Origin of the sequence: Advenella sp. RU8, from assembly GCF_048381675.1 — a bacterium.
Taxonomy (GTDB): Bacteria; Pseudomonadota; Gammaproteobacteria; order Burkholderiales; family Burkholderiaceae_B; genus Advenella.
Window position 1 is genome coordinate 139294 of the sequence record NZ_JBLWIS010000003.1, and the last position, 12100, is coordinate 151393.

The 12100-nt window shown below is 46.9% G+C and carries 10 protein-coding genes and 3 tRNA genes; 8 read left to right on the forward strand and 5 right to left on the reverse strand.

The annotated features are described in order from the left end of the window. The first annotated feature begins 24 nt into the window (after positions 1-24). From pstC to pstB, 3 genes are read left to right on the forward strand one after another with little or no spacing between them, the layout of a single operon-like run. Positions 25-1041, forward strand: a complete 1017-nt coding sequence (gene pstC, locus ACM5Q9_RS05630) for a phosphate ABC transporter permease subunit PstC (RefSeq protein WP_418143760.1) — start codon at positions 25-27, stop codon at positions 1039-1041. An 18-nt stretch (positions 1042-1059) separates the two neighbouring features. After that, positions 1060-1947 (forward strand): phosphate ABC transporter permease PstA, encoded by an 888-nt coding sequence (gene pstA / locus ACM5Q9_RS05635; RefSeq protein WP_418143761.1) that lies wholly within the window; start codon positions 1060-1062, stop codon positions 1945-1947. Between the two features lie 35 nt (positions 1948-1982). Beyond that, positions 1983-2759 (forward strand): phosphate ABC transporter ATP-binding protein PstB, encoded by a 777-nt coding sequence (gene pstB / locus ACM5Q9_RS05640; RefSeq protein WP_418143762.1) that lies wholly within the window; start codon positions 1983-1985, stop codon positions 2757-2759. A gap of 5 nt (positions 2760-2764) precedes the next feature. Here the strand turns inward: pstB and cadR are convergent, their stop codons facing one another. Next, positions 2765-3193: a Cd(II)/Pb(II)-responsive transcriptional regulator gene (gene cadR / locus ACM5Q9_RS05645; RefSeq protein ID WP_418143763.1), complete on the reverse strand. Its 429-nt coding sequence runs from the start codon at positions 3191-3193 to the stop codon at positions 2765-2767. Between the two features lie 85 nt (positions 3194-3278). Between cadR and ACM5Q9_RS05650 the strand changes: the two genes are divergently transcribed. Continuing rightward, positions 3279-5543 carry a heavy metal translocating P-type ATPase gene (locus tag ACM5Q9_RS05650; RefSeq protein WP_418143764.1) on the forward strand — a complete coding sequence of 755 codons (2265 nt, stop codon included), beginning with the start codon at positions 3279-3281 and terminating at the stop codon, positions 5541-5543. A 14-nt stretch (positions 5544-5557) separates the two neighbouring features. After that, positions 5558-7153 (forward strand): AAA family ATPase, encoded by a 1596-nt coding sequence (locus tag ACM5Q9_RS05655; protein WP_418143765.1) that lies wholly within the window; start codon positions 5558-5560, stop codon positions 7151-7153. A 169-nt stretch (positions 7154-7322) separates the two neighbouring features. On the opposite strand, the gene ACM5Q9_RS05660 is transcribed toward ACM5Q9_RS05655, so the two are convergent. The 4 genes from ACM5Q9_RS05660 to ACM5Q9_RS05675 form a co-directional block, all read right to left on the reverse strand. After that, entirely contained in the window at positions 7323-8264 is a 942-nt protein-coding gene (locus ACM5Q9_RS05660) for a tripartite tricarboxylate transporter substrate binding protein BugD (protein WP_418143917.1), read from the reverse strand. 542 nt (positions 8265-8806) lie between these two features. After that, a tRNA-Pro gene (locus tag ACM5Q9_RS05665) sits at positions 8807-8883 on the reverse strand. Positions 8884-9081: 198 nt separating this feature from the next. Next, positions 9082-9372 (reverse strand): hypothetical protein, encoded by a 291-nt coding sequence (locus ACM5Q9_RS05670; protein ID WP_418143766.1) that lies wholly within the window; start codon positions 9370-9372, stop codon positions 9082-9084. 51 nt (positions 9373-9423) lie between these two features. After that, positions 9424-9936, reverse strand: coding sequence for a lipoprotein (locus ACM5Q9_RS05675; RefSeq protein WP_418143767.1), 513 nt, complete (start codon positions 9934-9936; stop codon positions 9424-9426). Between the two features lie 320 nt (positions 9937-10256). Between ACM5Q9_RS05675 and ACM5Q9_RS05680 the strand changes: the two genes are divergently transcribed. The 3 genes from ACM5Q9_RS05680 (at position 10257) to ACM5Q9_RS05690 (ending at position 12089) form a co-directional block, all read left to right on the forward strand. Beyond that, positions 10257-10344 (forward strand) — tRNA-Leu (locus ACM5Q9_RS05680). Positions 10345-10354: 10 nt separating this feature from the next. Further along, a tRNA-Ser gene (locus ACM5Q9_RS05685) sits at positions 10355-10444 on the forward strand. A gap of 220 nt (positions 10445-10664) precedes the next feature. After that, positions 10665-12089 carry an aspartate ammonia-lyase gene (locus ACM5Q9_RS05690; protein ID WP_418143768.1) on the forward strand — a complete coding sequence of 475 codons (1425 nt, stop codon included), beginning with the start codon at positions 10665-10667 and terminating at the stop codon, positions 12087-12089. Positions 12090-12100 lie beyond the last annotated feature (11 nt).

Consider the following 12100-nt stretch of genomic DNA (forward strand, 5'->3'; position numbering starts at 1 on the left):
GCAAAATTAAAAGTAGAGTCGAGAATGAGCGCTACAATAACCCCTTCCGTTTCTTCCAATATTAATACTGCTGATTCAGCCATGAAAAAAGATCTTCCACCAAACCCGACAAGTAACAATGCGCTTGCTGACGGTTTGTTCAAAGGTACAGCCAGGTTTTTCGCCTTTTTCGTCTTTATTTTGCTCGCAGCCATCATGGTTTCCCTGGTTTATGGAAGCCGTGAAACCATTGCCGCATATGGCATGTCATTTTTTGCCACTAATGACTGGGACCCTGTCAATGATGTATATGGTGCTGTGGTACCTATTTTAGGTACGGTGATAACCGCGTTCATTGCGCTGGTTATTGCGGTTCCCGTTTCTTTTGGCATTGCCATGTTCCTGACCGAACTGGCCCCGGCCTGGTTGCGCAGGCCATTGGGTGTTGCCGTAGAAATGCTGGCTGCTATTCCCTCCATTATTTATGGTATGTGGGGCTTGTTTGTTTTCGTACCTATTTTCCAAGAGTATATTCAACCCGGCATGATTGCCGTGCTTGGCAATATTCCTGTCATTGGCGGTTTCTTTTCAGGCCCTCCTTTTGGTATTGGCCTGTTTACCGCCGGTCTTATTTTATCCATTATGATCATTCCCTATATTGCCTCGGTCATGCGTGACGTTTTTGAGGTGGTGCCAACCCTACTTAAAGAATCGGCCTATGGCCTGGGTGCTTCTACCTGGGAAGTCATGTGGAAAGTCGTCTTGCCTTATACACGCAGTGGTGTTATTGGTGGCATCATGCTTGGTTTGGGGCGTGCACTGGGTGAAACCATGGCAGTTACTTTCGTCATTGGTAATGCTTTCCGCTTGCCTGACAGTATTTTTGCGCCGGCAAACTCCATTGCTTCTGCTATTGCGAATGAATTCAACGAGGCGGGTGGTTTGCAAAAATCAGCCTTGATCGAACTGGGTCTTATCCTGTTCCTGATTACGACGATTGTTTTGGCACTTTCCCGCTTGTTGCTCGCTCGTGCGGCCAAGGGTGAAGGCAAGAAATCCTAAGCGTACCGGATACAAAAAATGAATACACACACTACATTTACCGCATCAGTGCCCGTAAAGTCGTTGCTGAACAACGAAAATCCGCTGTATAGAAAGCGTAGTAAAGTCAATAAAGTCATGTTGACGCTGTCTTCTATTGCGCTGATTTTCGGTTTGTTCTGGCTTTTCTGGATCATCCTTACCTTGCTGCTTAAGGGGGGGGCATCCCTGTCCTTTGGCCTGTTCACCGAAATCACGCCAGGACCGGGTGATGCGGGCGGTTTGGCCAACGCGATTGTTGGTTCCGTGCTCATGTCGGCAGTGGGTACCATCATTGGTACGCCCATAGGCATCATGGCAGGCACTTATCTGGCCGAATATGGCAGTCGCGGCTGGTTGGCACCGGCCACCCGGTTCCTGAATGATGTCTTGTTGTCGGCTCCTTCCATTATTATCGGTTTGTTCATTTACGCACTGTATGTCGCCAATGTTGGCCACTACTCGGGTTGGGCCGGTGCACTGGCGTTATCCATCCTGGTTATTCCGGTTGTGGTGCGCACCACCGACAACATGCTGATGCTGGTGCCAAACAGCCTGCGTGAGGCCGCTGCTGCATTGGGTTGCCCCAAGTGGCGTATTGTTACCATGATCTGTTATCGCGCTGCGCGTTCAGGCATTATTACCGGTGTTTTGCTGGCAGTGGCCCGCATTATGGGCGAAACAGCTCCTTTGCTGTTTACCGCGCTGTCCAACCAGTTCATGAGCTGGGACATGAATGCGCCAATGTCCAACTTGCCGGTGGTTATTTATCAATACGCGGCTAGTCCCTTTAAAGACTGGAACGAGCTGGCCTGGGCAGGTGCAACCCTGATTACCCTGCTGGTACTGGGCCTGAACATTGTGGCTCGCAGTTTGTTCCGTAAATAAACAGATTATCGATATACAGATTCTAGGAAATTGAAATGGAAAATTTGGTTCCAGTCGATGAGACAAAGATCGAAGTTAAAAACCTGAATTTTTATTATGGTGGTTTTCACGCGATCAAAGATGTAAATATGCGTATTGCCCGCAATAAGGTTACCGCTTTCATTGGTCCTTCAGGATGTGGAAAATCCACCCTGTTGCGTACATTCAACCGCATGTTCGAGTTGTATCCCGGTCAGCGGGCAGAGGGGGAAATCAACCTTGATGGTGAAAACCTGCTCACAACTACCACCGATATTTCACTGATCCGTGCCAAAGTGGGAATGGTTTTCCAAAAGCCTACACCCTTTCCCATGAGTATTTACGACAACATTGCCTTTGGCGTGAAGTTGTTTGAAAAACTCAGCAAGGCTGAAATGGACGAGCGGGTAGAATGGGCGCTGACAAAATCGGCCTTATGGAATGAAGTGAAAGACAAGCTGAATCAAAGTGGAAACGGCCTGTCTGGTGGCCAGCAACAGCGTCTGTGTATTGCACGTGGAGTGGCAATCAAACCGGAAGTCCTGCTGCTGGATGAGCCTTGTTCGGCACTTGATCCTATTTCAACCGTGAAAATCGAAGAACTGATTACCGAGTTGAAAAAAGACTATACCGTTGCTATCGTGACCCACAATATGCAACAGGCCGCCCGTTGTTCCGACTACACCGCCTATATGTATCTTGGCGAGTTGATGGAGTTTGGTGAAACAGAGAAAATCTTTGTTAAGCCACAACGCAAGGAAACCGAAGATTACATTACTGGCCGTTTCGGTTAAGTTGGCTACAAATGTGAATGGCGCGTTGGTGGTTCGCAACTTTCCATTGTGGAAAGTTGTCTGAAAATGCCACAGTTTTCAACTGCCTGCGCCGTTTCGCATTGATTTCTTAAATCAATCAGCTGCTGTTTCAGGTAAACCAGTTCCTGAATTCGTGCATCGACATGTCCCAGATGTTCATCTAATACCTGGTTAAAGCAGGCGCAATTGCTGTTGCTTTCATCTTGTACCATCAAAAGCGTACGAATTTCATCATGCGTCATATCCAGCGAGCGGCAATTGCGGATAAAGCGCAGGCGTTTCACATGCGTATCATCATAATGGCGGTAGTTGCTGGCATTGCGTTCGGGCTTGGGAAGCAAACCTTCTTTCTCGTAATACCTGATGGTTTCCGCTTTGCAGTTTAGCAAGCTGGCTAATTCACCAATTTTCATGAAATGCTCCTAAAGTGCTTGACCTTGTAGTTACTACAGGGTGTTTAATAATTATAAGTGAATCACAGCATAAATGGAGTAAGTCATGTCAGGCTGCTGCCAACAACACAATTCTGGCCACGATCACGTTCATCATGGTCATAAAGAAATGGGAGATCTGTCTCCTCAACAGAAAGTGGGCAATCGGGTGCAAACGCCCATTCGCATCATGCAAATGGATTGTCCTACCGAAGAACGGCTGATACGGGCTCGACTTGAAAACATGGCAGGGGTGATGGCCATGAGTTTTAATTTGATGCAGCGCGAATTGCTGGTGGTGCATCAACCTCATGTCCTGGATGATATTCTGGAAGCGATTAAGTCTTTGGGTTTTGATCCCCAAACCGCAGGAATAGACGTTGATGTTTTAAAAAACAGTCAGCAGGAAGGCAAGCTGTCGTTTGGTTGGAAACTGCCAGTGGCCGCCGTTTTGGCTATTTCTTCGGAGATCATTCATTGGGTTGAGTGGCCATGGGTATTTTCTGCCTTGCTGGCGGTATTGGCGGTAGCGTTATCGGGCTTTGGAACCTATCGCAAGGGCATTATTGCCTTGCGGAATTTACAGTTAAATATCAACGCACTGATGACTATTGCGGTTAGCTGTGCTTTGTTGATTGGTCAATGGCCCGAAGCCGCAATGGTAATGGTGCTGTTTAGCATTGCCGAGTTGCTCGAGGCCAGGTCTCTGGATCGAGCCCGTCATGCGGTAGGCAACTTGCTGCAGATGGTTCCGCAAACCGCCTGGGTTTATCAGGCCGCTAATGGCTGGCAGGAATTACCGGTAGGCCAGGTAAAAACAGGGGATATGGTCCGGGTACGTCCGGGTGAACGGATTCCCCTTGATGGGACGGTTATCAAGGGCTTTTCTACGGTCAATCAGGCGCCTATTACCGGTGAAAGCATGCCGGTAGACAAGCAGCAAGGCGATGAGCTGTATGCCGGTACCATTAACCAAGGTGGTTTGCTGGAATTCAAGGTGGATGCTTTGGCCGAAAACAGTACCCTGGCCCGCATAATTCATGTGGTTGAACAGGCCCAGGCCAGCAAAGCCCCCTTGCAGCGATTCGTCGACCAGTTTGCCAGCTATTACACGCCTGCGGTTTGCCTGCTGGCCTTGCTGGTAGCGGTTTTCATGCCTCTGGTTTGGGGCACTCCCTGGCTGGAAGCCATCTACATGGCACTGGTCTTGCTGGTGATTGCTTGCCCCTGCGCGCTGGTTATTTCAACACCGGTTACGCTGGTTAGTGGCTTAACGGCTGCAGCCCGGCATGGTGTACTGGTTAAGGGGGCGGCTTATTTGGAAAAGGGCCGGAAGCTGGGTTGGCTTGCCCTTGACAAAACCGGTACCATTACACAGGGCAAACCTGTGCAAACCGATATGATGTTGATAAGCAAAAAAGAGCAAATTGACGGGTCTTTGGAAAACAGTCAGGATCAGGATACCGTAAGCCTGCAAGAAACCGGGGTACGAAAAGTGGCGGCCAGCCTGGCAAGTTTGTCTGATCATCCGGTATCCATGGCTGTAGCACAGGCTGCCCGACAAGACGGTTTGCAGTTTCATGAGGTGGAAAATTTCCTGGCCTTGCCTGGCCAAGGTGTTCAGGGAGTCATCGACGGTATTGAATATAGCCTGGAAAGCCCACGCCATGCGCTTGATCAAGGCTTGCTTAATGCGTTGGAGACAAAAGCCATTCAGGGTTATGAAAGCCAGGGTAAAACCGTTGTGGTGTTACGTTGTGCGGATTGGGTGATGGCGGTTTTTGCTGTGGCAGATACCGTTAGGCCGGATAGCCGGCAAGCCATCGGGATGCTGCACCGGCAGGGTGTTAAAACCATCATGTTGTCAGGGGATAATCAACAAACCGTGCAGACCATAGCCAGCGAGGTAGGTATAGATCGTGCGCTTGGACAGCAAATGCCTGAAAACAAGCTGGATGCCATTGCTGCGTTACAGAAATCCGGCATGGTAGGGATGGTTGGAGACGGTATTAACGATGCGCCCGCCTTGGCGCGTGCAGATATTGGTTTCGCCATGGGGGCAATCGGCACCGATACGGCTATTGAAACAGCCGATGTCGCCTTAATGGATGACGATTTGCGAAAAATACCGCGATTTATTGAATTATCCCGTACCACGCATCGGATTCTGGTACAGAATATTGCTTTGGCGCTGGGAATCAAGCTGTTTTTTCTGGTGCTAACCCTGGCAGGTACAGGTACCATGTGGATGGCCGTTTTTGCGGACATGGGGGCCAGCTTGCTGGTGGTCTTAAACGGACTTAGATTGTTGTCTTTTAAGGCAACTTATTGAACGGATGGCTGGACATGACAGATTTACGGCAACGAGATGATTTGCTGGATAAACACGCGTTAATGGTAAAAGGCCTGTCTCAAAGGCTTGAAGCGCAGTCTGGTGCAAAGGCCACGGTTACGCAAACGCATATTTCAACCATTATTCTGGTGGGTGAATATGCCTACAAGCTTAAAAAGCCATTAAAGTTGCCTTTTCTTGATTTTTCCACGTTGGAAAACCGGCATCATTTTTGCCTGAAAGAACTGGCTATAAACCGGCGCACGGCGCCAGAATTATACTTGGACGTGTTGCCGGTAACCGGTACTGTGCAAGCGCCCGATATTAACGGTCAGGAAGTGGTCATAGATTGGCTGGTCAAAATGCGCCGTTTTGATAGCAGTCAGGAGTTTGCCGTATTGGCACGTGCGGGTAAGCTTACTTTTTCACTGGTAGAAATACTGGCCGTGCATTTGGCCCGTTTTCATGCGTCGTTACCGCGTTTGCCTGCTGCCGAGGCAAGTAAAAAAAATACGCTTGATTGGTTACTTGAAAGTTTTGATGAAATCAAGGCACATCCATTTTTTCCAACCCTGCGGGAAGCTGTCGAATGGGGGGGGTTAAGGCAAGACTTGAAGGCCAAATTTGAGAGCCACCTGCCATGGCGAAACCAGCGAATCCAAGAGGGTTTTTTCAGGCCCTGTCATGGTGATTTGCACCTGGGGAATATCGTACTTTGGCAAGACCGGGTCATGGCATTTGATGCGCTAGAGTTTGATGATAGCTTAAGCAATATTGACGTCATGAACGATCTGGCTTTTGCCTATATGGATTTGCATGCCAACCGGCAACCCGAGCTGGCTGCGCGCTTGTTAAATGCGTATTTGGAAGAAAGCGGGGATTATGAAGGACTGCGATTGTTGCATGAGTACGCGGCTTATCGGGCGCTGGTCAGGGCAAAAATCGCTTTAATGCAAGACGATAAAGAAAAATTCAGCCAATACTGGTCATTGGCAAAAGGTTTTGTGTATCCCGCCAATCAGCAGGCCTTGGTATTGGTATATGGATTAAGTGGTTCGGGCAAGTCCACTGTGGCACAAATGTTGTCTGACATGACAGGGGGTATCCGGTTGCGTTCAGATGTTGAGCGAAAACGCTTGTTTAATATAAGCACACAAAATAGCCAGATGGTGAATAAATCAACGCTTTATGCACCAGAAACCAGTCGCCGGGTTTATGGTCGCTTGCTCGAATTGGCAGAAACACTACTGCGTGCCGGCTTTATTGTGGTGGTGGATGCGGTGTTTTTACATCAGGCCGACCGTATTTTTTTCCATCAGCTTGCGAACAAAATGGGTGTCTCATTCAGGCTGCTTGGTTGTGAGGCGCCCGAGATAATGTTGAAAGACCGGATTGTTAAAAGGGCGCAAGCAGGAAAAGACCCATCAGATGCCACGATAGAGGTGCTGAATACACAAACTGACAAGTTTGAGCCATTGCCAAATGAGTGGGGGAAATTTTCATCTTATATAGTGAATGATGGCACTTTAGAAGAGTTGCAGCGGAAAGTGCGGTGGGTGGTAGACTCACTGGCAGAAAAAAACAGGAATAGTGCAGAAATAACTGACTAGCAGAAATTGCTTTGTTTATTGGGTGTGAGAATTGTAGTGTTGATCATTGTTCTTTGCTTTTTGCGATGAGCTTGTTTGAAATGTATTGTCACGTACGGGTTGGTTTTCCGCACGTGACAACTATAGGGCTTATGCTTGAAGGTTGGCCAGGCATAAGCGACCAGCAGGATTATTGTGGTTCAACGCCTGCTTTTTTGAACAGCTCTGCCCATACCGGAATTTGTTGCTCTACCTTGGCTTTCAGGGCGGCCGGGTTGGCATCGTTTTCAAGTACGGTGGCACCCAGTTTATCCATGCGTTCTTTGAATTTAGGATCTTTTAAAGCGGTAGCCAGTGAAGATTCCAGTTTTTGCATAACCGGTTCGGGTGTGCCGGCTGGTGCCCATAGTCCATGCCAAATACCCACTTCAAAGTCTTTGAAGCCTTCTTCCTGCATGGTTGGCAGATCCGGGAGGGTGGGGGAGCGTTTGGCGCTGGTAATCGCAAATGCCTTCACTTTTTTACCCAGGATTTGCTGGGAGGTGTTGGTGGTTTGGTCGCACAGCAAGTCTACCTGTTTGCCCAGCAGGTCATTCATGGCCGGTGCGGCACCTTTATAAGGAATGGTAAGCAGGTCTACATCCAGCGCGGACATTAGCATGGTGCCACATAGATGGCTGGCTGCGCCAACACCGGCATTGGCCAAGGTAACTTCATCTTTATGTGCCTTTATATATTCAACCAGTTCTTTCATGTTATTGGCCGGGAAATCTTCGCGGGCAATAATCGTCATGGGAACGTCAACAACCAGGCCAATAGGTTCAAAGCTTTTGATTGGATCGTAACCCAGTTTTTTATACAGGGAAGGTGCGGTTGAAAAACCAACGTGCATGAGCAAAATATCATAGCCGTCAGGTTTCTGGTGCGCTACATGAGTCGTGCCAATGGTACCACCTGCGCCAGCCTTGTTTTCAACAATAACCGTTTCACCCAGTGGGTCACGCATGGCCTCTGCCAATGAGCGTGCCACGTTATCGGTAGGGCCTCCGGCTGTGAACGGAATCACCATATTGACAGGGCGTTCCGGGTATTTGCTTTCTTCTGCCTGGGCTGCAAAGCCCAGAAAGCCCATGGTAATGCCTGCTGCAAGCATGGTTTTCTTTAAATTCAACATTGTTAATATCCTTAAAGTAAGAAATAAAAAAAATAAAATTTTTGTCTTTTGATTTTTCTTATAAAGGAAAAGCGCATGCCTATTTTATAGTGGCTCAATCTTGTTTGATTCTATTTCTTTAGTAAGTAAATATATACTTTTAAGGAAAATAATGGGTATTTATTGTGTTTAATTTATTGTGATTTGATTTTTGTCACATGATGTTGTGGGGGTCATGCAACTAATAAGGTTGTGCTTCTTATTGTTGTTGCAATATAGGGGCCTGGTTTTCGTGGCGAGGTAATTGATTGATCGGTTTGATATGGCAAACAATAGCGCATTGGCAATGCGGTAAAGGTTGCATTGCAAAAAGCGGAAATGAGAGTTTGGGTTTGCTAATGTTTGTGGGTTAGAAAGTTCCGTAATTATTATGTGAAGCAAAAAATAATGCGGATACAAAAAAGCCGCTTCAGTCTAAATAACTTGAAAGCGGCTAGCTTGTTTATTTCCTTGGGAAATTATGGTCGGGACAGTAGGATTCGAACCTACGACCCTCTGGTCCCAAACCAGATGCGCTACCAGGCTGCGCTATGCCCCGACTTGTTTTCAATGCTGTGTTAAGCACCGAAGAAAGAATTATGACATAGAAATATTGGTTTTTGCAATACAAGAAATAAGATTTTTATGAAAAATGTAAAAAAACAACAAAAAAGGTTTTTGTTGTTTTTTTTACGGAAACTGATGAGTTGGGTTGTTAGCTTGATAGGCTTGTGTTGACTGGTTGAACACCGGGTTATCAGTCTCTGCCGCGGTAGCGGTTGTAATGGGGGTGCCCATGCCTCTTGTTCTGTTTTTTGTAGTGTTTGTAGCCACGCCTTGGGTGATCATCAAAATAATAAACAGTTCGAGGGTGGATATGGCGGGGACGTTCTACATAAACCACTGGTGGTGGCCCGTAATGACGATGTGGCCTTTCCACGACGACACCTGGCACACCTATTCCGATGTCCACGTTAATTTGTGCATTGGCGGCAGAACCTATCATTAAGGCGGCAGCTGTCAAGAAGGGTAGTAATAGTTTTTTCATCTTTACTCCTGTTGGTATTTCAGTATTTGAATTGCGTTCTATGCTTTACCATTAGCGACTGTCATTGGTTCTGCGTTGGGCTTCGCGGCGATAATCATGGCTTCTGTCTCTTGCTGAAGACGGATTTGAATGTGGCCTTTCATCCCTGTTGAAGGAGGGGCGGCGAATGGTATGCTGGTTTTGTTCGATGCGTCGATTGTTTTCAGGGCGTTCAACACGGCGATTGTTTTGAGGGTAGTTTGTGACCTTTTCGCGAGGAGGGCCGATTGGTTTTGCATCGGGGCGTAAGCGATAGGGCTTCCGGTTCGAGTCGTTTTTGTTGCGATTGATGTGTTTTTTGTCATCATCCCAATATCGTTTCTGGTCGGCATGGCTACGGGTTACCCACTGACGGCGGTTATTATCGTAATAACGGTAATTGTTGACGTTGTAATAGGTGTTGGAATAACCATACCCGTTACTGTACCCAGAGCCATAATAATCATCATAATAGCCGTAGCCATCATCAATAACGCACCCGGTAAGGCCAACAGCCAAGACCGCTATCGCAATAATTTTTTTCATGTTGAACCTCATGTAAAGGTTGATGGACTGAAACTTAACTCTACAGCACTATAATCTTATTATCAGGCAATGCCCATTTCCAAGTTGTTTCGCAAACACGCTTAAATGAAAGTATTAATTAAAAACTGGCATATTTGGAACCAATTGAAATAAACCGGTATTTTTCGTTGATATTGCAGTGGTTCTGTAGCGGCTTTTCTGTGGTAAATGTTAATTGTGTTGTAAAAAAGTCATCATTTTGCTGAAAAAGATTTTTTTAATACGGTTGTGTAGACAGAAATTAAATTCCCGTGCTATATTTCTTTCTTCTTAAGTGTGTCGCACTCGTGGTGAAATAGGTAGACACAAGAGACTTAAAATCTCTCGGGCATTGCGCCCGTGCCGGTTCGATTCCGGCCGAGTGCACCAGAGAGAAAAAGGAAGCTTGGCAGAGCGGTTGAATGCACCGGTCTTGAAAACCGGCGAGGGTTTGCGCCCTCCGTGAGTTCGAATCTCACAGCTTCCGCCAATACACAAAACCCCGGATTCAGTAATGGTCCGGGGTTTTTTTATTGCTATTTTATGAGCAGGTATAGAGCTCAAATGTGAGTAAGCAAACAAACACAAAAGGTGCTCGTTAGGGGCACTTTTTGTGTTTGGACGCCCGTATAGTGTCAAATTTGTTAGTATGGGCCATCTTCCGTTTTTTTTATTAACGCGACGAGAGTCGTTTTTTGTGTTTTTTTAATATGTCAACTAATAAGTCCTACCGTATAGAGAAAGACTTGTTGGGAACTAAAGAAGTCCCCAATAATGTTTACTATGGTGTCCAAACGCTGAGAGCAATTGAAAATTTCAAGTTGTCTGGCATTCCTTTATCTCACTATCCTGAGTTTGTTAATGCATTTGCCATGGTTAAGCAGGCAACAGCAGGGGCTAATTGTGAGCTTGGTTACCTTAGTCAGGAAAAATACGAGGCAATCCAAAAAGCCTGTCAACGAATTATTGCTGGCGAGTTTCATGATCAGTTCGTTGTAGACATGATCCAGGGTGGTGCAGGTACTTCCACCAATATGAATGCCAATGAAGTGATTGCCAATGTTGGCCTTGAGTCAATGAATCACGCCAAGGGTGAATATCAGTATCTGGACCCTAATAATGACGTGAACATGTCTCAATCAACCAATGATACCTATCCAACGGCAATCAGGTTGGGTCTGCTGTTCAGTCATGAGGTGTTGTTAACAAGCCTGGATAAACTCACTGCATCCTTTGTGGTTAAGGCAAATGAGTTCGAGGGTATCCTTAAAATGGGCAGGACCCAGCTTCAGGATGCGGTTCCCATGACCCTAGGTCAGGAATTCAAGGCATTCGCTTCAACATTGGCCGATGATCTTTCTTTGTTGCGTTCAGTGTCTTCCGGCCTGTTGACGGCGGTTAACCTGGGTGGTACTGCAATTGGTACGGGCATTAATACCGATCCCCGCTACCAGCAGCTGGCGGTTAAAAAGCTTGCTGAAATCAGTGGTCTGCCTATGAAATCGTCTTCTGATCTGCTGGCGGCTACTTATGATATGGGTGACTTTGTGTTGCTGTCAGGCATGCTTAAGCGTACTGCAGTTAAATTGTCCAAAATCTGTAATGACTTGCGCCTGCTTTCAAGTGGTCCTCGCACAGGTATTAATGAAATCAATCTGCCTGCCCGTCAGCCAGGCAGTTCTATCATGCCCGGAAAAGTTAATCCGGTTATTCCTGAAGCGGTCAATCAAATTGCTTTCGAAATTATCGGTAATGATGTGGCTATTACCATGGCATCAGAGGCAGGGCAGTTGCAGCTGAATGTCATGGAGCCATTGATTGCCTACAAAATGTTTGATTCAATTTGCCTGTTGTCACGTGGCATGGATATGCTCCGTGAACTGTGTATTGATGGTATTACCGCGAATGCGGCTCATTGCAGTGCGTTGGCGGAAAACTCAATTGGCCTGGTTACTGCCTTGAATCCGTTTATTGGCTATGCAAACTCTACACGCATTGCTAAAAAAGCGCTGGAAACCGGACGGGGAGTGCTTGAGCTTGTCAAGGAAGAGAGTCTGCTTGATGAGCAGGTTCTGGCTGATATTTTGCGTCCTGAAAACATGATTGCACCACGTTTGGAAGGCGTTGCCCTCTAAATCTTGATCGG